Genomic DNA, 18,331 nt, shown 5'->3' with positions numbered 1-18,331 from the left:
TGGCAGGCTTCCGCGATCGGAAGTTGCCTGGGGACCACTTCGCCTTGCGCCTGCCGTAAGGTCAAAAGCCAGTTCGTGGCCGATCACCCGCCCTTCTGCCGGCGCCACCGCTTCGTGGCTTCGTGATTGCCTGTCTTCCGCTTTCCGTAAGGATCGGCTCGGCCGCTTAATTGATGGCTGCGCCTCGGCGCCATATCGTTCAGCCAAACCAACAAGTCGATACAGGCGCCGCCTCGGACCCGGTCCGTGCCGACTCCCACGCGGCCTCACCAATAAGGAGACAGACACTCATGGCCTACCCCTTCCATACGTTGCCGTAGCGGCAGATTCGAATCTCCGGCCGGGCACCACGCTGCCGGATTCCACTGACTTCCTTGCCAAGCGGTGTGCGCAGACGCGCAACCCGCGACGGAGCCGTTATGTCGCCACACGTCATTTCCATCTCAGCGCTCGGGCTGATGTTTGTCATCGCCACGGTCCTGCCGATCAACATGGGCGCACTCGCCTTTGTCGGTGCATTCCTGGTCGGCACCCTGGCTGCGGCCATGCCGGCCAAAGCGATTCTTGCCGGCTTTCCTGCCGACCTGTTCCTCACGCTGGTCGGCATTACCTACCTGTTCGCCGTGGCGCAGAACAACGGCACCATCGACTGGCTGGTGCGGCTCGCAGTGCGTGCCGTGGGCGGCAGGATCGCCGCCATTCCGTGGATCATGTTCATGATCGCGGCACTGCTGACGTCGGTTGGCGCGGTCAGTCCGGCGGCGGTGGCCATCATCGCGCCGATCGCGCTGGGTTTTGCCGCACGCTACGGCATCAACCCGTTGCTGATGGGCCTGATGGTCATCCACGGCGCGCAGGGTGGCGGCTTTTCGCCGATCAGCATCTATGGCGGCATCACCAACAAGATCGTGCAGAAGGCCGGGCTGCCGCTCAATGAGATGGCAACGGCATTCGCGAGCCTGGGCGTGAACCTGGCCGTGGCCGCCGGCCTCTTCGTTGCACTGGGCGGGCTGCGCCTGGTGCGGCAATCGGCGCCGGCGGCGGCCGCGCCGCAACCGGTGGCCGGTGAGGTGCTGGCCATGGGTGCGCCGTTCGGTGCGCCGTTCGGTGCGCGGTCGGTGCCGGCACAGGGGGCGCAGATCTATGGCGATGCGGAGGCCGAGGCCGGCATCGAGGAGCAGAAGACGATGGCGCGCGACCGCGCCTCGATGCTTGGCGGCGAAGCGGAGGGCGCCGGCGAGGCCCCGGCCGGCCTCTACCAGTACCTGACCGTGGCGGGCCTGGTCGCGCTGGCGGTGCTGACGCTCTATTTCAAGCTCGATATCGGCTTTGTCTCGCTGACCATCGCGCTGCTGCTCACGCTGATGGCGCCGGAGCTGCAAAAACGTGCGCTGAGCCAGGTGTCGTGGCCGGAAATCATGCTGATCGTCGGCGTCAGCACCTTTGTCGGCGTGATGGACAAGATGGGCACCATTGACTTTGTCGGCCACAGCGTGGCCAGCCTGACGTCGCCACTGATGGCCGCGCTGCTGCTGTGCCTGGTCGGCGCGGTGGTGTCGGCGTTCGCCTCGTCGACCGCCGTGCTGGGTTCACTGATCCCGCTGGCCGTGCCGTTCCTGCAGCAAGGCCCGGATGTCAGCGCAATCGGCTTTATCGCCGCGATGGCCGTGTCCTCGACCATCGTCGACGTCAGTCCGTTCTCGACCAATGGCGCGCTGGTGCTCGCGAACGCGCAGGGCGTGGACCGGCAGGCCTTCTTCCGCAAGCTGATGATCTATGGCGCGCTGGTCACCGTGATCGCACCGGTCGTCGTTTGGCTTGTCTTCGTCGTGCTTTGAGTGCTTCCTGTTGCCGTCACCTGACTCCTGGCCATGAAACTGCTCGAAGCCGTCATGCGCTCCCAGGAGGCCACCCGGCCGGCGCGGGCCGCCGCAAAACTTGGCCAGTCCAGTTAGCGGTGCGCATAGGCCGTCCCGCGGCTAAGATAGGAGCCTGTCCCCAACCATTGCCCCCGGCCCATGAGAATCCGCATCGGCGAAGAGATCACCTTCCGCAAGCTCGAAGCCCTGCTGGCGTTCATGGAATCGGGCAACCTGGCCAAGGCGGCCGAGATCCTGGAGACCAGCACGGTCAGCGTGCACCGTGCGCTGCATTCGCTGGAAGAGGGCACCAGTTGCGCGCTGTTCCGCCACGAGGGCCGCAACCTGATCCCGACCGACGCCGCCCATGTGCTGGCGGATACGGCAAGGGAAGTGCTAAAGGCCATGGCCGACGGCATCCGCGCCACGCGCGAGGCCGCCGGCTATTCGGCCGACCACCTCAAGATCGGGTCGCTCTACTCGCTGACGGTCCAGACCGTGCCCAGGATCGTGATCGGCCTGAAGCTGCGGCGCCCCGAGCTGCAGACCGAACTGGTGCTGGGATCGAACGCGGACCTGCTGCACAAGCTCAAGCAGGGCTCGATCGACGCCGCGTTGATGGCGGTGCCCGAGCCTGATCCGGAGATCGAGTCGATCCCGCTGTTTGAAGACGATATCTTCTTTGCGGCGCCGGCCGATTCGCCCTATGCGTCGATGCCCGCGGTGGACCTGCGCGCCTGCCGCGACGAGCCGTTCGTCAGCCTGAGCGAGGGCTTCGTCACCTACAGCGGCTTTGTCGAGGCGTTCCGCATTGCCGAATTCACGCCGAATGTGGTGATGAAGGTCGGCGATATCTTTTCGCTGATGAACCTGGTGGGCGGCGGCATCGGCTATACGCTGCTGCCGGGCCGGGTGAAAGGCGTGTATTCGCGCAATGTGGCGTTCGTGCCGCTGGCCGGCGAATATGACATCAAGCAGACCATCGCGCTGAACTTCCTGCGCCGCCGCGAGCGCGACCCCAACTTGCTGGCGCTGGCCGCGGCGTGCCGCATGGCGATGCGCGACGCTGACCAGTAAGGGGCTACGCGCGCCCCTTTGCCCACATCCTGGTCACGCTTCCGGCCAGCGTAACGGTTCATTTCCCGGCGTGATTGTTTGCCGGACGCCGCCTGTTTAAGGTGGAGCCATCAGACAGACGCCAGCCGGAGACGCGATGACCAACACCAGCACGGGCCGCCAATGGGACACCCGCAGGGAAGCCAAGGCGCGCCGCAAGCAGAACGCCGCAGCCATTGCCGACGGCAAGGTGGTGCCGACCAGCGACATCGTCGCCTTCCTGGAGGCCGTGCTGGCCTCCGGCGACCGCGTGGTGCTGGAAGGCAATAACCAGAAGCAGGCTGACTTCCTGTCGCGCTCGCTGGCGCAGGTCGATCCCGCGCGCGTGAATGCGCTCCACATGATCATTCCCAGCGTCAGCCGGGTCGAGCACCTCGACCTGTTCGAGCGCGGCATCGCGCGCAAGCTGGATTTCTCGTACGCGGGGGCGCAGAGCATCCGCATCTCGCAGTTCCTGGAGGACGGGCAGCTCGAAGTGGGCGCGATCCATACCTATATCGAGCTGTATTCGCGGCTGTACGTGGACCTGGTGCCCAATGTGGTGCTGATCGCCGGCTACAAGGCCGATCGCCAGGGCAACCTCTACACCGGCCCGAGCACCGAGGATACGCCGGCGCTGGTCGAGGCCGCGGCATTCCGCGACGGGCTGGTGATCGCGCAGGTCAACGAGATCGTCGACGATCCCGCGGGCCTGCCGCGCGTCGACGTGCCGGGCTCCTGGATCGACTACGTGGTGCAGGCGGACAAGCCCTTCTTCTGCGAACCGCTGTTCACGCGCGACCCGCGGCTGATCAAGCCGGTCCACGTGCTGATGGCGATGATGGCGATCCGCGGCATCTACGAGCGCCACCAGGTGCAGTCGCTCAACCATGGCATCGGCTTCAACACCGCGGCGATCGAGCTGATCCTGCCGACCTACGGCGAGTCGCTCGGGCTGAAGGGCAAGATCTGCAAGTACTGGACGCTCAACCCGCACCCGACGCTGATCCCGGCGATCGAGACCGGCTGGGTCGAGAGCGTGCACAGCTTCGGCAGCGAACTGGGCATGGAAGCCTACGTCGCCGCGCGGCCGGACGTCTTCTTTACCGGCGCGGACGGCTCGATGCGTTCCAACCGGGCCTTCTGCCAGCTTGCCGGCCAGTACGCGGTGGACCTGTTCATCGGCTCGACGCTGCAGATCGACGGCGACGGCAATTCGTCCACGGTGACGCGCGGGCGGCTGTCCGGGTTTGGCGGCGCGCCCAATATGGGCCACCAGCCGGGCGGGCGCCGCCACCCGACACCGGCCTGGCTCGACCTGATCGAGACCGACGACCCGCTCGCGCGTGGCCGCAAGCTGGTGGTGCAGATGGTCGAGACCTTCCAGGCCGGCGGCAAGCCGACCTTCGTCGAATCGATGGATGCGGTCGAGGTCGCGCGCGAAAGCGGCATGCCGCTGGCGCCGGTGATGATCTACGGCGACGACGTCACGCACGTGCTGACCGAGGAGGGCATCGCCTACCTGTACAAGGCGCAATCGCTGGAGGAGCGGCGCCGCATGATTGCCGCGGTGGCTGGCGTCACGCCCATCGGCATGAAGCACGATCCCGCCACCACGCGCCGGATGCGCAGCGACGGCCTGATCGCGTTGCCGGAAGACCTGGGCGTGCAACGCAGCCAGGCCACGCGCAGCCTGCTGGCGGCCAAGAGCATGGCCGACCTGGTCGACTGGTCCGGCGGGCTGTACGAGCCGCCGGCACGCTTCCGGAGCTGGTGATGGCAGGCGCCACCGCAAGGATCCTGCAAGCACGGGCCCCGTATGGGCTGCCGCAACGTCCCGCGGCCTCCGCCCATGCCCGGGCGCTGGCGGGACTGGCCGTCAGCGCCATCGCCGAAGAAGCGCGGCTCTCGCCCAAGCCCGGCCTGGTCGACAGCCGCGGCAGCGGGGCACATGCCGACCTGACCTTGCCGCTGATGCTGCGCTCGGCGCATGCGCTGGGGCCGTCGTTCGCGGCCATGGCCGATGCCGGCCTGCACGCGCCGCGCCTCGGCTATGGCCTGCGCGAACGGCTGGGCGCGCTCGGCCGCGAGGCCGAGGCCGTGATGCTGGCCGCCACCGGCGGCGTCAACACGCATCGCGGTGCAATCTGGTGCATCGGCCTGCTGGTGGGAGCCGCCGCGCACGCCAGCGCGGCGGGACTGGGCGCCAGTGCCGGGGCGATCAGCGCCATGGCCGGGGCCATCGCTTCACTGTCGGACCGGCATCGGCCGGTTCTTACCGGCCACAAGGGCGAACTCGCCTGCCTCGCCTACGGTGTGGGCGGCGCGCGGGCACAGGCACGAGCGGGCTTCCCGCACGTGACGCGGCTGGCGCTGCCGGCGCTGCAGCGCAGCCGCGCGCGCGGTGAACCCGAATCGACGGCACGCCTGAACGCGCTGCTCGCGCTGATGAGCGGGCTGGACGATACCTGCGTGCTGGCCAGGGCGGGACGGCAGGGGCTGGACTACATGCAGGCGGGCGCCAGGGCGGTGCTGTCGGCCGGCGGCGCGGGCACGGTGACCGGGCGGCGCCACCTGCGCAGCCTCGACGCCGGCATGCTGGCCAGGCGGGCCTCGCCGGGCGGCGCGGCGGACCTGCTGGCCGCGACGATTTTCCTCGACCGGTTGTCACGGGCCGACGTGACAGCCGCGGATAACGACTTCAGGGGACTTTGATGGAACAGCTGCGATTTGAATTCCCGGCGGGGCAGCCGGCCACCGGACGCGTACTGGTCGGCGTGGTGGGGTCGGGCGACCTCGAGGTAGTGGTCGAGCCTGGCCAGGGCGGCAAGACCACGGTGGAGGTCACCACCTCGGTCAATGGCTACGGCCGCGTCTGGGATGCGCAGCTCGCGCGCGTCTTCGCCGCCGAGCCGCGCGCATCGATGCAGATCCGCATCCACGATTTCGGCGCGACGCCGGGCGTGGTCGGCATGCGCCTGGCGGAAGCCTTTGAAGCGCTGGGAGATCCGCAACAAGGAGACGGCGCATGAACCCGGCGGAACTGCTGGCGCGCAACAGCTTCATCGAACTCGGCGCACGCGAGCGCGCGCGTGCATTGCTGGATCCGGGCACCTTCCGCGAGCTGGCGGGCCCGTTCGATGGCCTGCAGTCGCCGTGGCTGCCGCCGCAAGGCGTGGTGCCGCAGAGCGATGATGGCGTGGTGGTGGCCAAGGGGCGCATCGGCCAGATGCCGGTGGTGGTGCTGGCGATCGAAGGCGCCTTCCAGGGCGGCAGCATGGGCGAGGTCGGCGGCGCCAAGATCGCGGGGGCGCTGGAACTGGCCGCCGAAGACAACCGCCGGGGCGAACCGACGCGCGCGGTGCTGTTGCTCGAGACCGGCGGCGTGCGCCTGCAGGAGGCCAACCTTGGCCTGGCCGCGATTGCCGAGATCCATGCCGCGATCGTCGATTTGCGCCGGTATCAGCCGGTGGTCGGCGTGATCGCGGGGCAGGTCGGCTGCTTTGGCGGCATGTCGATCGCAGCCGGCCTGTGCAGCGCGCTGGTGATGACGCAGGAAGCACGGTTGGGACTGAACGGCCCGGCCGTGATCGAGCAGGAAGCGGGCATCGCCGAGTACGACTCGCGCGACCGGCCCTTGATCTGGAGCTTCACCGGCGGCGCGCAGCGCGTCGCCACCGGGTTCGCCGATGCGTACGTCGATGACGACTGCGACGCGATGCGCGCGCAGGTCGCCGCGCTGTTGCGCGAGCCGGTGGCCGCCAGCCATCGCAGCGAGCAGTATGCGCAATACCTGGCCGCGCTGCAGGCGTACGACGCCAGCGCCCAACCCACGCCCGCGCAGGTGCAGGCGCTGTTTCAACGGGGGACCGACGCATGAACGCACCACTTCATCCCGCCGCCGCGCGCGAAGCCAGCCGCGGCGCGCGCTGGCTGCAGGCGCTGGCGCCGACGGCGTCGCACCAGCCGGGCTATCCGGATTCCGTGCAGGTGGCCGACGGCGAACTGGCCGGCACCGCGGTGCGCTGGATCGCGCTCGTGCCCGATGCGGGCAGCCGCTTCCCGCGGGCGCGCCATGGCGAAGCCGGTCTGCTCGAGGGCTGGTCGCTGGCACGCGCGGTGCGCGAGGCGATCGAGGCGGATCGCACCGCACCGGTCAAGCGCGCCATCGTGGCGATCGTCGACACGCCCAGCCAGGCGTATGGCCGGCGCGAAGAGGCATTGGGCATCCACCAGTCGCTGGCGGGTGCGGTGGCGGCGTATGCCGAGGCACGCCTGGCCGGGCACCCGGTGATCGCGCTGATCGTCGGGCGCGCCATGTCGGGCGCCTTCCTCGCGCACGGCTACCAGGCCAATCGCATCATCGCGCTCAATGACCAGGGCGTGCTGGTGCATGCGATGGGCAAGGAAGCGGCCGCCCGCATCACCATGCGCACGGTGGAGGACCTGGAAGCGCTGGCGTCGACGGTGCCGCCGATGGCCTACGACATCGGGAACTTTGCCACGCTGGGTATCCTGTGGCGGCTCATCGATGTCAATTCGGCCAGCGCACCGGTGGCGGCCGATGTGCACTTGGCGCGTGACACCATCCTGTCCGCGCTGGCCGACATCCGGCGCGACCCGACGCAGGGCCTGCAAGGCCGCCGCGGCGGAACCAACCGGAAGGCGTCGGCCGCGGTTCGCGCGTGCCTGTCGCGGCAATGGCAAGCCTGAACCTCTGCTCGCCCGCGCCGCACGACCTGGTCTGGCTGGACGACCCGGGCAGTGCCCTGGAGCGGGATGCACTGCCGGCGTGGGTCTCGCTGCCGGCCTTGCGCGACACGCCGCTCGTGGTGCGGCGCGACGGCCGCCGGCAGGGGGAGATCCCGGTCGGCCTGCGGGGCCTCACGCGCGCCGAGCGCTTCGGCACGTGGATCGCGCCGGCGGCGATCCGCAGGCTCGTCACGCCGATGGACCTGGCCGCCCAACGCGCCTGGCGCGTGCGCCCGGAGCTGGCGGCATTGCCCGCCATCCGCGCGCTTGCGGCCATCGCCGAGCCGCTCGATGCCGGCGGCATCCGCTGGGGCGTGACCGGCAGCGCTGGCTTTACGCTGGCCTGCGCGCGCAACGTGCTGCACGCCGGCAGCGACCTCGACCTGATCGTGAGGGCAGGCCGGCCGCTGCCGCCCGGCCATCTGTACCTGCTTGGCGAGTTGCAGCGCACCGCGCCGGCCCGCGTCGACATCCAGGTTGCGACCCCGTACGGCGGCTTCTCGCTGCTGGAGCGGCTGCGCGGCGGGGGCAGAGTGCTGCTGAAGACCGACCACGGCCCGCGCCTGTGCGACGATCCCTGGCAACCGGCGCCATGCAGGTCCTGATCACGTTTCCCGGCCAGGGTACGCAGCGTCCCGGCATGCTGAAGGACCTGCCAGCCGACCCGGCAGTGGCGGCGGTGCTGGCCGAGGCGGAGGCGATCCTGCAGCTGCCGGTGGCAGAGATGGATACGCCCGGGCGCCTGCAATCCACGGTATGGACGCAGCTGTGCCTGCTGACATCAGGCGTGGCAATGGCGCGGTGCCTGGCCGCGCACGACGCCCGCGCCGACGCCGTGGCCGGGCTCTCCATCGGCGCGTATGCCGCTGCGGTGAGCGCCGGCGTGCTCACCTTTGCCGATGCCTTGCGCCTGGTGCGCCTGCGCGGGGAACTGATGGCGCAGGCCTATCCCAGCGGCTACGGCATGACCGCCGTCCTGGGGCTTGGCCGGGGCCGGCTCGCACCGCTGGTGGCGCAGGTCTGTTCGCCGCAGCGGCCGGTATATCTGGCCAACTTCAATGCCCCCACACAGATCGTCATCGCCGGCAGCGAAGCCGCGATGGCGGAAGTGTCAGCGCTGGCAATGGCCGCCGGCGCGCAGGCGGCGAAGCCGGTCGCCATCCATGTGCCATCGCATTGCCCGCTGCTCGATGAGGCGGCGCATGCGCTGCAAGAAGCGATGCAGAGCGTGACGCTGTCCGCACCCTCCCAGCGCTATTTCAGCGCCAGCAAGGCGCGCGAGCTGCGCGACCCCCGCCAGATCGCCGACGACCTGGCGCTGAACATGGCCACGCCGGTGCGCTGGCACGAAACCATGCTGCTGGCTCACGCCCATGGCGCCAGCCTGGTGGTGGAAGCGCCGCCTGGCGATGTGCTGACGCGCCTGGCCCAGCCAATCTTCGTCGACGGGATGCCGATGGCATGTGACCGGACACGGCTGGACTCGATCGTGGCGGCGTTGCGGCGCAGACAGGCGTGCCGCTGAAACAAGCCGAACAGCCGCCTGGCTCACGGCAAAGATCATGGCGAGACGTCGACGGCTTTCATCTCTGTGCCCTCGCGCATTCTCACGCGTGGAGCTATCAGAAAATCTGAACGATTCCATCAATATTATGCGATTTTCTTTTTGAGTGCGGTGCAGCAAAGTCTGGGGAAGGAGTTAAACATGAATGCACGAGCGCCCCTGACTACGCTGGCTCTTGCCGGTGCCTGGCCACAACCCTCTTTTGTTTCCACTGCCTCCGGCACCTCCGTTCCATATGTGGAAGCCGGGAGCGGCGAGCCAATGGTATTCGTGCACGGGTCGCTGTGCGACTACCGCTATTGGGATGCGCAACTCGCTTCCCTATCGAAGGATTTCCACTGCTTCGCTCCGAGCCTGGGCCACTATTGGCCGGCAACCAATGCGTTCGGACGCGGCGACTTCAGCTGGGCGGCGCACGTCGCCGAGATTGCGGAGTTCATCGAGGCGCTGGCCCTGGCGCCGGTCCATCTGGTCGGCCACTCGCGTGGCGGTTGCATTGCGTTTCATCTGGCGCGTGAATACCCTCATCTGGTGAAGACGCTCACGCTCGCTGATCCAGGCGGCCCACTGCAGGCAACGCCGCAAGCAGAGGCCGGCAAATTGCCGCCGGCCGTCCATGCGCTGAGAGCGAAGGCCGCAGAACTGATTGAACAAGGCGAATTCGATGCCGGGCTGAATCTGTTTGTAGACTCGGTAACCATGCCTGGTTTCTGGGGCAAGAGTTCCCAGGGCTTCCGCAGGATGGCGCTCGATAATGCGCTCACACTGCCGAAGCAGTTGCGTGACCCGCTGCCCGCCTACACACGCGAAGCCGCCCGTGAAATCCAGTGTCGAACGTTGCTGATCGATGGGCAAAAGAGCCCGCGCATGTTCCGTAGCACGGTCGAGAAGCTTCAGGAATGGATCGGGCGCGCTGAGCGTCAGACAATTGCCGGAGCCTCTCACGGCATGAATATTGCCAATCCAGGCGCGTTCAATCGGGCGGTTGCCGAGTTGGCTGGCTGAGGGGCCTTGTGCCCACGGCGCGCGTGGGTTTCTTTCGCCCACGGGGGCCTCTTGCGGGGCAAACCGTCCGGCTTGCTCAATCAGGTACCGCGTTTGCTTCGCCTTCGCGCTTCCTGACGCAGCGAGTGCCCGGGGTGACCTGAATTCCTGCTTTCACGCGCTTCCCCTGCGCGCCTCATCACTTGTTCCACAGCCCAGGCCAAGAACGGGGACTGGTCACCGATTCGGTAGCTCATGATGACTGGTGAGACGAAACCGGGTGCATCGATCGGGCAATAGCGAACATCATCGCGATGCAGCCGCTGGATTGAGGCGGGCACCAGGGTGATGCCCACCCCGGCGGCCACCAGGCCCAGCGCGGTCTGCAGTTCGTTGGCCTCCTGGGCCACGCGCAACTGTATCCCGTGCGCACTGAATAGCGACAGCAGGTGGTCAGCGTAGCTCGGCCGCGGCCGAGCCGGATAGAGGATGAAGGATCGCGTGGCCAACTCATGGGGCGTCAGCTGGGCGATATCGGGTATCGGGTCACACGCGGGCACCGCCGCCACCAGCGGCTCCGACATGACCTGCTGCTGCCGGATGGCCGGATCGTTGAGCGCGATGCGGCCGAAGCCCAGGTCGATACGGCCTGACTTGAGCGCCTCGACCTGCTCGATGGTAATCATCTCGGCCAGACCGACTTCCACCTGCTGCTCGGACTCACGCAGCTCGCGGATCAGTTCGGGTAGAACGCCGTACAGCACAGAAGGTACAAAGCCGATGCCGAACCAGCGCTTGTCCTGCTGTCCGATGCGCCGCGTCGTCCCAATGACCTCTTCCAGTCTCAGCGTCAGCTGTTTGCTCTGTTCCAGCAGGAAACGCCCGGCCTCGGTCAGGCGAATGCCGCGGCCTACGCGGTCGAACAATGCCACGCCGACTTCGTCTTCGAGCTGGCGGATCTGACGGGAAAGCGGTGGCTGCGCCATATGCAGCCGCTCAGCCGCGCGCGTGACGTTGAGTTCCTCGGCCACGACCTGGAAGTAGCGTAGGTGTCGAAGTTCCATTCCAATACCTTTAAGGTATCAATTGCGACATCATCGGTCTTGGACGCGGACTTAGTCAAGCGCCATACTTGCCTGGCCATCTTCAGCCTGCACCTGCCGCAAGGCCCGGGCCCCAGGGCCTGTCGCCGGAGGAGGACAAGCCGGCCGACTACCGCCGAGACCGCGCCTTGCGAAGCTCCGTCACCGATCCGCGGAGCGCGCGGCAAGTACAAGCCGACCAGGCGCGGGAACCCAGTGAGGAGACCATGAATAAGTTGTTTCAGCGGCTGGCCCGTACCGGCCGCGCAGGCACGCTTGCCCTGGCGGCAAGCCTTTCGATTGCGGCGCCCGCCGCGCAGGCAGCATACCCCGACCACCCGATCCGCTGGATCGTGCCGTTCCCCGCGGGCGGGGCAATGGACAATATCGCGCGCACGCTCGGAGAAGACATGTCGCGCACGCTCGGCCAGTCGATCGTAGTCGAGAACCGCCCCGGGGCGGGCGGCAATATCGGCACCGAGCTGGTGGCGCGCGCGCCGGCCGACGGCTATACGCTGATCATCGTAGCCAACGGCATGGCGGTGAACCCGGCGCTGTACGGCAAGCTGTCGTATGACCCGGTCAAGGATTTCGCGCCGGTGTCGCTGCTGGCCGTGGTGCCCAATGTGCTGGTCGCCAACAAGTCGCGCCGGCAGGAGGCCACGGTCAAGGACGTGATTGCCCATGCCAGGGCGGCACCGGGAAAGTATACCTACGCGTCCGCCGGCAACGGCACCTCGATTCACCTCGCGGCCGAGCTGTTCACGTCGATGGCCCACGTCGACATGCTGCACATTCCCTACAAGGGCATCGGCAATCACGGCAGTACAAGGCTCTCTGGGTAGTTCGTCGCGATTTCGGTCGCAAAATCGCAGGTTTCAGGCCCAGACGCCGGCCGACAGCGCGCCCACCTCAGTCGCGATTCGCGACCGACTTACATCCCCTTCAGAACCCCCCACACCTCCTCCAGGAGCTGCGACTGAGCAGCCAGGAGCGCCGGCTCGTCCCCTCTCAGCTGGGAAGCAAGCGACCAGGCCATTTCAGATTGAAAAATCGGCCGCCGGCTAAGTCATTGATTTTTATAGATTTAACCTCGCGCCGGGTTTACCCGCGCAACACAGCCCCCTACGCGTTAACGTAGAATTTGCAAGGGTTTGCGTCTTTTCATTCCGCCCACCTGACACCAGGAGCGAGGCAATGTACGGATTCGATCAGAGCGATTGGTACTTCAGAACCGATCATCAGGGGAACCGAATACGAGCGGACATACCGTACCGCGACCTCGCCGCCATGCTTGAGATCGTCGCCGCCGCCAGGCGAGCCAACACTGCCAGGCTCGAATCCACAATTCCGAAGCGCGCCAGCATTCGAAGTTCGCTCGCCTCTGTTCCGACAGATGAGAACTCAGAATCGAGAGCTGAGAAGTCGCATTTGAGAGCTGAGAACTCAGACTCAAGAGTTGGAAACTCAGACATTCGAGATCCAGGCGTCGAACAACTCAAGCATTCGCTAAGGAGGCCAAGCTCGGCCACGGAAGCACGCGAAGCCTTGGAAGCGATCTTCGCAGGAGTACCGATACCGATCGAGGCGATGCCTGAGACTCCAACTGCCCCAAAACTTGAAAGGCGAGAAAGCAAACCTAGCGTTCGCTACTCCCCTCAGAGTTTTCTTCAAGCTCCCCCTTCAAACGTCCAAGTTCGAATCGATGCCGGCGTTCATTTCCTACAGGCCTGGCGTGAGTACAGGCAACTCACGCATCAGCAAGTAGCCGAACAGTTAGGATGTACAAAGAGCAATGTGAGTAAGCATGAGAGCGGTGAAAGCGCGAACATGCGAGCTAGGACACGCGAACTCTTCGCGGTCCTCTACGATTGCACGATCGAGCAACTCACTCCCATTCCAATTGGAGCGCCAAAAGCGTCCAATTCATCAAGGCCTGAGCCGCCAGAACCAGGCGGTCAAGCGCCAGCCGCAACGCAATACGCTCCCGAGGGAACGCAGTACCCGCAGCGCATCCTAGCGGCCTTGGACAGCGGCCATACGATTATCACAGCATGGCGCGTCTACCGAGATCTCTCGATTAAGCAAGCCGCCTACGCCTACGGATGCACGCCCTCGGGTTTTGCGCAGCTCGAGCAAAGAACGAACCTTAAACGAAAGACCCTAGAGAAGTTAGCCCATGTCTTCCGGTGCAAACCGGAACAGCTACGATTGCCTGTCGCGGAAGTAGGTCACCGGCGCAACGCGCCATGAGAGCGCGTCGCCGCGTAAGTCATCGTTTCGTCGGATTTGAGCGTTTAACAGGGGGGATTCAGCATGTCACGTCTTTATCCAGCCAGGAGCCAACGTCATGAGCCGTCATTTGACGCCGCAGTCCCTCAAACAAGTCGCAATAGACGACTTCTTAAGCTTCCGAGAGAAACGCCAACGAAGTCCCCACCTAGCTGAGTGCTATCGGTGCGAAGCAGAGTACTGGCGGCACTTCGCCACAGTAGCTCTCGCAGAAGCGATGCGCGTCGAGCGTTTATCGTTTCTCAAACCCGACACAAAGGTATTAACTCCAGAGGAGGCCGCTCGTTACTTAGGACGGTGGTCGGCCGCTGCATTGGGTTCGCTGCGACATCAAGGCAAGGGACCGGAGTACATGAAAGACGAAAAGAGCGGTCGCATAACGTACTCGATCGAGGCCTTGGATCGATGGCAGCTTGCCCAGGAGCTCACTCGAAGTCCGAAGGATAGAGGCGAACCATGACGCTAGACGGACTTAAGTCCTGCTGCCATTGCAGAGCAGGCACCATAGCCATGCGACAGGCCGAATCGCTCTTCTACGCGGAGTGCGAGAGTTGCCATGCGCGTGGCCCGTATGCTTCCGACCCAATCGAAGCAGCGCAGGCCTGGAACTATCGGCCAATCGAGATGGCCGCCCTACAGGCCTTCAATGAAGCGAACGAGACGATCTCGCGCCTGCATGACGATGCCGAGCGAATACGACAGGCCGCAGCGCCGATCGCCCTGTGGTGGGCGATGAGCGAGGCCGGTATGGCGCGAGACGGCGACACGATGGTGGCCGAGCAACTGGTGCTCCATCACGCTGGCAGCGCAGGCGTAAGCGTGGCCGAGTTGCGCGCCTTGGTCGACGCGATGCGCGTGCGGCATTTGAGTCCAGCCGAGCGCGATGCGGTTTTGCGTCAGGTCGCCGCCGACATCCGGAAAGAGTACGGGTTTGATGATCCAGGAGAGCACCATGCCTAAGTCGCTCCTCTGGTCGCCGGCCGACAATCGGAAGTTGATCCATTACTGGCGCACCGGCATGCCGATCAGCTACATCGCGCAGCAGTTTCCCGACCGAACCACAAATGCAGTCGAGCAGCACGGTCGAAAGACGCTGCAGCTTCCGCCGTTGAAAAGCCATCGCAAGCGAGCGTGCCCGCTTGCCTGGTCGCGTATCGAAGGTAGCCTGCGCGATCACGGTCCCCAAACGAGCGCGGAGCTAGCCAAGCGCCTGCACATCGCACAGCGGCACGTCCAAGAGGTTCTCTCGCTCTACCAGGGGATCGCCTGCCGTGTCGTTGGCGTACGCATGCAGGCGCGCAACCGGCCGCTGGTGTGGGACATCGGCGTCGAGGAGAAGGAAGCCGCATGACTAAGCCAGCATTTTTAAGCGTTCGCCTCATACAACCAGCCAGCCGGTCTGTAAACCCTTGAAGGGAAACGAAATATTTCTCGAACACATCATGAGGATGATGCATGCCGAACCCGCTACAATGGGCTCCGGCCGTCCCCCCTTCCTGAAAGTGCTCCTGGCTGGACTACTAAGGCCTCGCTCTCGATCGCGAGCCGTTGGTAGGTGGGGGCGGCTCCCCTTTCCCAGCCAGCACCGAACAGAAACGCGCCCAACGGCGCGTTTTTTTGTTCTGGACAGCCGCCACGGGCCACCCGACCTGGCGATTGCAGCGCCCACGGCCTGCGTCGCAAGCCAGCGCAGCCTTCAGCGGTAGCACGATAAGAAAAAAGGATCATCGCCGATCTGCGGGGTGACCGAGAGTCGCAGAACGACCCGTTTCCGTCATACCAATAAGGGTGGATGCAAATGGCCGTTTTCTAAAGTAGAACAGACGTTAGGCCAAACCAAAGAACTTGCGCGTGCGATCGGTCGCACCAGTTAGCAAGGTAGCTAAGTGAGCTGACTGATCCGCCGTCGGCGAAAAATTCACCCCGGAGTTCAATGCCATGCCGATCAGTTTCAAGGGATAGGCCACTGCGGCATGTGCCGGGTCGTAACAATATGTGTCGATCGCAGCTAAATAGCCGTCGATATGTCGAAATATGTCCGTTCCTCTGGGAGGTTGATTTTGCAATGGAAGCGGATCGGTAAAACTAGACTGCCTATAATTTGCAGTCTCCCGTAGTTCTTTCAGCCAAGTCGGGGCAGCGACGCCCATAATGTCTTGCACCACGGACTTCGTTGACGGGTGTTGTTCGTATGCGATCAGCACCGATGAATGCGTGCTCGACTTTAGTTTGACTACCTTGGCGGGCCCCGAGAGATGCAGAGAATAGTATGAGGATTTTGACGCGACGTAGCAAATACACACGTGGTGCGACGCTAGATGCGCGCGCATCGCATAGAAGGCCCCGTAATAGCCTTTAACCGCAGACCAAGTGTATCGCCCCGAAACCATACCGTTCGCGCTTTCCAGTACGCTGACCATACTGTTGTACAGATAGTCCTTCGCGTCCAGGGCGAGGGACGCGACGATGGCAGCAGCCTGCGTGGCGTTGGGAAGATTTTTGTGGACCTCACCCCCGAGCAGAGCATCAATCTCCACTTGCGCAGCGTGAGTCATACCTTGATCTTCTTTTTCCCGCTTGGCTTGAACACAAAAGCGTCTTTCAGTCGTTCAAACACCCTAGTTACGGAATCGCTGCCACTGAGCCCGCTCACTTCATCTTGAAGAATCAAGCTGGACGAGTCGAGATCGGTGATATTCTGGAAAGTCTGCTGAGAATAATCACCCTGCGTATTGCAATAAGGAATTAGATGCAGCCGTAAGAAGTTGACCGCAGCCGTGAATCCTGCTGCATACATAAATACATTAGATCGGTCTTCCCACGCCTCTCCGTACTTTGCTTCTAGCGCAGAGAACCAGTTTTCAACGATTTTCCGTTGGGTCTCAAACTCAAAAACATCGACCTGCTCGAAATCGCCTTTTTCCTCGACAAGCGGCTTGATCGCGTTGACAATCGTCGACAAAGCGATACCACCCTTCCGCTTGGTGGAGTTCGGCAGACGAATGAGTGAATAGTATGGAGAATCTTCGTCCTCGTTCAACGCCATTGCAATGTCCCGTGCGCGGACGGCGGCTCGGTCAACGACGGCATCACTCGCTACGCCGTAGAGGTCAAATACAAGACTACGAGGTACAGGCTTCTGTTCCGTGTTGATCGAAATGAAAATGTTGGCGCACTCTTGCGTCGTCAGACCAAGGTAAATCACGACGGGAACTTCGATTCGTCCAACGCTAGGAGTTACTTCAATGGCAGCACGGATACCGGCGATACGATGCTGTCCGTCGATGATCTGTGCCGAGTTCTCGACGTCTTTGAAAACAAGCTGACCATCCTGGCGAGTGATCTTGTTTTCCTTAGAAACCCAGTTCAGAACGAATGCCGAAGGGTAATCACCACCTGCCAATGTGAAATCTTTGATGGAGGCAATGCGTCGAGGATTCAATACGCGCTGCACCGCACCTTCTTCATGCATTTGATTGCGGATCGCCGCGTAGCTGATGGCGGTTACGACGCGAGCCGGTAGTTTCGTGAGCAGGAATTTCTGCCGCCCCTGTTTGACATCGAAAAAGTTCGCCTTGATTATCGCCATCTAATTTGCCTTCTTACATGCCTCGTATCTCGCGAGTGTAACGCATTGTTACTGCGTCCGGAAATGCTCCCGTCCTGACCTCGATGAGACGTGCGCTTGAGTCACGAAGCAAGGGTCACCGTCGCCAATCAAGTGACCGCTTGTTGAGTGCGGAGCCGACATTCAAACGTTCTGGCGACCCGACGGCCGAATGGCGCTTCATGACGAACGCCGCCGTTGGATCATTTGTCTTCCCCCGGAATTCGGCGATGAACCAGAAAAAAGCCGGCCGCAGCAAGGCAGTGGACTGCGGCTGCAGAAACAGGTCAGCGATCGCCGGCCGAGGCCGGCGCGGAGAGCTTCTCGGACGCAGTCACGCTCACCACGCAGATGAGCACGCATGATGGTAGCAACGCGGTCAGCCGCATGCGCGCGGCCAGGCCGCCATCGGTCGCGCAGCCAGCGAGGAGCAGCACCAGGAGCAGGTATCGCATGGTCAGTACCCCGCGTCGCGTGCCGGCACGTCGAGCGCATGACAGCACAGGATCCACGCCGCGTAACGCTCGGCCATGCCAGTCAGGTGGTCGACAAAGGCGCGCGTCATGCCATTGAGATCATCGACGTCGCAAAAGCGATTGCATTGGCGCTGCTTCCAAAGCCAAGCCGCGGCATCGGATGCGACGACCGGCGTGGCGAGCAGATCCGGCCGCGCGACCAGGTCCATGCCGAGCGCGTCGCCATAGCGCAAGTACTCCTGTCGGCCCCATACGCGCACCAGGCCGCGCGGCCGGTACCGCCAGCCATCACCGCTCGATTCGTCGCCGTTGCCGCGCTGGCCGGCATAGATGCGGTTGGCAAGCGCCTCCGGATTCCGCGCGTAGGGGAGCGCCTCGCGCTGGTTCCGGAACGCATGCGGGTAGAGCGACGGCAGGCGCTCGGCCGGCAAGTCCAGCGGCTCCTCGAGCGTGCCCAGGCGCTGCGATTCATGGCCGACCTGCGCGACAAACCCGGCCTGGCGCACTGGCGTATCGATGCCGTACTCGTTGGTAGCCTGGATCAGCGCCCCGACGAAGCGGCCAGCGCGCGGCGTCGGCACGCGCAGCGCGGCGGCCAGGACTTCAGCAGAGATCGGCAT

Annotated in this window: 18 protein-coding genes and 1 pseudogene; 14 read left to right on the top strand and 5 right to left on the bottom strand. The window is 64.4% G+C overall.

The annotated features are described in order from the left end of the window. Window positions 1-419: 419 nt before the first annotated feature. From J8I34_RS06075 to J8I34_RS06030, 10 genes are all read left to right on the top strand, one after another. Window positions 420-1,838, top strand: coding sequence for an SLC13 family permease (locus tag J8I34_RS06075; RefSeq protein WP_209805610.1), 1,419 nt, complete (start codon window positions 420-422; stop codon window positions 1,836-1,838). A 180-nt stretch (window positions 1,839-2,018) separates the two neighbouring features. Further along, window positions 2,019-2,936, top strand: a complete 918-nt coding sequence (locus J8I34_RS06070) for a LysR family transcriptional regulator (RefSeq protein WP_029044869.1) — start codon at window positions 2,019-2,021, stop codon at window positions 2,934-2,936. A gap of 136 nt (window positions 2,937-3,072) precedes the next feature. Further along, window positions 3,073-4,731, top strand: coding sequence for a malonate decarboxylase subunit alpha (gene mdcA / locus J8I34_RS06065; protein ID WP_029044870.1), 1,659 nt, complete (start codon window positions 3,073-3,075; stop codon window positions 4,729-4,731). Further along, a complete protein-coding gene (locus J8I34_RS06060) occupies window positions 4,731-5,669 on the top strand; it encodes a triphosphoribosyl-dephospho-CoA synthase (protein ID WP_209805609.1) in 939 nt (312 codons plus the stop codon). The genes mdcA and J8I34_RS06060 overlap by 1 nt, the downstream gene beginning before the upstream one ends. Then, a complete protein-coding gene (locus J8I34_RS06055) occupies window positions 5,669-5,986 on the top strand; it encodes a malonate decarboxylase subunit delta (RefSeq protein ID WP_209805608.1) in 318 nt (105 codons plus the stop codon). Before J8I34_RS06060 ends, J8I34_RS06055 begins: the two co-directional genes overlap by 1 nt. After that, complete coding sequence (locus J8I34_RS06050; protein ID WP_209805607.1) at window positions 5,983-6,834, top strand: biotin-independent malonate decarboxylase subunit beta; 852 nt, start codon at window positions 5,983-5,985, stop codon at window positions 6,832-6,834. The genes J8I34_RS06055 and J8I34_RS06050 overlap by 4 nt, the downstream gene beginning before the upstream one ends. Continuing rightward, window positions 6,831-7,667, top strand: coding sequence for a biotin-independent malonate decarboxylase subunit gamma (gene mdcE / locus J8I34_RS06045; RefSeq protein ID WP_209805606.1), 837 nt, complete (start codon window positions 6,831-6,833; stop codon window positions 7,665-7,667). The genes J8I34_RS06050 and mdcE overlap by 4 nt, the downstream gene beginning before the upstream one ends. After that, the gene (locus J8I34_RS06040) at window positions 7,655-8,311 is read left to right on the top strand and encodes a malonate decarboxylase holo-ACP synthase (RefSeq protein ID WP_209805605.1); all 657 of its coding nucleotides are present in this window, start codon (window positions 7,655-7,657) and stop codon (window positions 8,309-8,311) included. Before mdcE ends, J8I34_RS06040 begins: the two co-directional genes overlap by 13 nt. Continuing rightward, the gene (gene mdcH, locus J8I34_RS06035) at window positions 8,299-9,231 is read left to right on the top strand and encodes a malonate decarboxylase subunit epsilon (protein WP_209805604.1); all 933 of its coding nucleotides are present in this window, start codon (window positions 8,299-8,301) and stop codon (window positions 9,229-9,231) included. The genes J8I34_RS06040 and mdcH overlap by 13 nt, the downstream gene beginning before the upstream one ends. Window positions 9,232-9,411: 180 nt before the next feature. After that, window positions 9,412-10,275: an alpha/beta fold hydrolase gene (locus tag J8I34_RS06030; protein WP_209805603.1), complete on the top strand. Its 864-nt coding sequence runs from the start codon at window positions 9,412-9,414 to the stop codon at window positions 10,273-10,275. Between the two features lie 80 nt (window positions 10,276-10,355). On the opposite strand, the gene J8I34_RS06025 is transcribed toward J8I34_RS06030, so the two are convergent. Further along, window positions 10,356-11,318, bottom strand: coding sequence for a LysR family transcriptional regulator (locus J8I34_RS06025; protein WP_209805602.1), 963 nt, complete (start codon window positions 11,316-11,318; stop codon window positions 10,356-10,358). 245 nt (window positions 11,319-11,563) lie between these two features. On the opposite strand from J8I34_RS06025, the pseudogene J8I34_RS06020 reads away from it, so the two are divergent. The 4 genes and pseudogenes from J8I34_RS06020 to J8I34_RS06005 form a co-directional block, all read left to right on the top strand. Further along, a pseudogene (locus J8I34_RS06020) lies at window positions 11,564-12,178 on the top strand (tripartite tricarboxylate transporter substrate-binding protein); the annotation flags it as partial. A gap of 355 nt (window positions 12,179-12,533) precedes the next feature. Continuing rightward, window positions 12,534-13,589, top strand: coding sequence for a helix-turn-helix domain-containing protein (locus tag J8I34_RS35465; RefSeq protein WP_209805601.1), 1,056 nt, complete (start codon window positions 12,534-12,536; stop codon window positions 13,587-13,589). Between the two features lie 549 nt (window positions 13,590-14,138). Next, a complete protein-coding gene (locus J8I34_RS06010; protein WP_209805600.1) occupies window positions 14,139-14,588 on the top strand; it encodes a hypothetical protein in 450 nt (149 codons plus the stop codon). After that, window positions 14,581-14,979: a hypothetical protein gene (locus J8I34_RS06005; RefSeq protein WP_209805599.1), complete on the top strand. Its 399-nt coding sequence runs from the start codon at window positions 14,581-14,583 to the stop codon at window positions 14,977-14,979. The genes J8I34_RS06010 and J8I34_RS06005 overlap by 8 nt, the downstream gene beginning before the upstream one ends. A 475-nt stretch (window positions 14,980-15,454) precedes the next feature. On the opposite strand, the gene J8I34_RS06000 is transcribed toward J8I34_RS06005, so the two are convergent. From J8I34_RS06000 to J8I34_RS05985, 4 genes are all read right to left on the bottom strand, one after another. Then, a complete protein-coding gene (locus J8I34_RS06000) occupies window positions 15,455-16,183 on the bottom strand; it encodes a hypothetical protein (protein WP_209805598.1) in 729 nt (242 codons plus the stop codon). Next, the gene (locus J8I34_RS05995; RefSeq protein WP_209805597.1) at window positions 16,180-17,217 is read right to left on the bottom strand and encodes a DGQHR domain-containing protein; all 1,038 of its coding nucleotides are present in this window, start codon (window positions 17,215-17,217) and stop codon (window positions 16,180-16,182) included. Before J8I34_RS05995 ends, J8I34_RS06000 begins: the two co-directional genes overlap by 4 nt. Before the next feature lie 305 nt (window positions 17,218-17,522). Further along, window positions 17,523-17,690: a hypothetical protein gene (locus J8I34_RS05990; RefSeq protein WP_209805596.1), complete on the bottom strand. Its 168-nt coding sequence runs from the start codon at window positions 17,688-17,690 to the stop codon at window positions 17,523-17,525. Between the two features lie 2 nt (window positions 17,691-17,692). Next, on the bottom strand, window positions 17,693-18,331 hold the full coding sequence (locus tag J8I34_RS05985; RefSeq protein ID WP_209805595.1) for a glycoside hydrolase family 19 protein: 639 nt from the start codon (window positions 18,329-18,331) through the stop codon (window positions 17,693-17,695).

This window comes from Cupriavidus phytohabitans (assembly GCF_017815025.1).
GTDB lineage: Bacteria > Pseudomonadota > Gammaproteobacteria > Burkholderiales > Burkholderiaceae > Cupriavidus.
The sequence above is the reverse complement of the archived record's forward strand: the minus strand, read 5'-3'. Positions and strand labels throughout refer to the sequence as shown.

Bases quoted from the DNA above. Each gene is read 5' to 3' on its own strand.
- J8I34_RS06075 (WP_209805610.1), top strand. From the start codon at position 420: ATGTCGCCACACGTCATTTCCATCTCAGCGCTCGGGCTGATGTTTGTC.
- J8I34_RS06070 (WP_029044869.1), top strand. From the start codon at position 2,019: ATGAGAATCCGCATCGGCGAAGAGATCACCTTCCGCAAGCTCGAAGCC.
- mdcA (WP_029044870.1), top strand. From the start codon at position 3,073: ATGACCAACACCAGCACGGGCCGCCAATGGGACACCCGCAGGGAAGCC.
- J8I34_RS06060 (WP_209805609.1), top strand. From the start codon at position 4,731: ATGGCAGGCGCCACCGCAAGGATCCTGCAAGCACGGGCCCCGTATGGG.
- J8I34_RS06055 (WP_209805608.1), top strand. From the start codon at position 5,669: ATGGAACAGCTGCGATTTGAATTCCCGGCGGGGCAGCCGGCCACCGGA.
- J8I34_RS06050 (WP_209805607.1), top strand. From the start codon at position 5,983: ATGAACCCGGCGGAACTGCTGGCGCGCAACAGCTTCATCGAACTCGGC.
- mdcE (WP_209805606.1), top strand. From the start codon at position 6,831: ATGAACGCACCACTTCATCCCGCCGCCGCGCGCGAAGCCAGCCGCGGC.
- J8I34_RS06040 (WP_209805605.1), top strand. From the start codon at position 7,655: ATGGCAAGCCTGAACCTCTGCTCGCCCGCGCCGCACGACCTGGTCTGG.
- mdcH (WP_209805604.1), top strand. From the start codon at position 8,299: ATGCAGGTCCTGATCACGTTTCCCGGCCAGGGTACGCAGCGTCCCGGC.
- J8I34_RS06030 (WP_209805603.1), top strand. From the start codon at position 9,412: ATGAATGCACGAGCGCCCCTGACTACGCTGGCTCTTGCCGGTGCCTGG.
- J8I34_RS06025 (WP_209805602.1), bottom strand. From the start codon at position 11,318: ATGGAACTTCGACACCTACGCTACTTCCAGGTCGTGGCCGAGGAACTC.
- J8I34_RS35465 (WP_209805601.1), top strand. From the start codon at position 12,534: ATGTACGGATTCGATCAGAGCGATTGGTACTTCAGAACCGATCATCAG.
- J8I34_RS06010 (WP_209805600.1), top strand. From the start codon at position 14,139: ATGCGACAGGCCGAATCGCTCTTCTACGCGGAGTGCGAGAGTTGCCAT.
- J8I34_RS06005 (WP_209805599.1), top strand. From the start codon at position 14,581: ATGCCTAAGTCGCTCCTCTGGTCGCCGGCCGACAATCGGAAGTTGATC.
- J8I34_RS06000 (WP_209805598.1), bottom strand. From the start codon at position 16,183: ATGACTCACGCTGCGCAAGTGGAGATTGATGCTCTGCTCGGGGGTGAG.
- J8I34_RS05995 (WP_209805597.1), bottom strand. From the start codon at position 17,217: ATGGCGATAATCAAGGCGAACTTTTTCGATGTCAAACAGGGGCGGCAG.
- J8I34_RS05990 (WP_209805596.1), bottom strand. From the start codon at position 17,690: ATGCGATACCTGCTCCTGGTGCTGCTCCTCGCTGGCTGCGCGACCGAT.
- J8I34_RS05985 (WP_209805595.1), bottom strand. From the start codon at position 18,331: ATGCCGATCTCTGCTGAAGTCCTGGCCGCCGCGCTGCGCGTGCCGACG.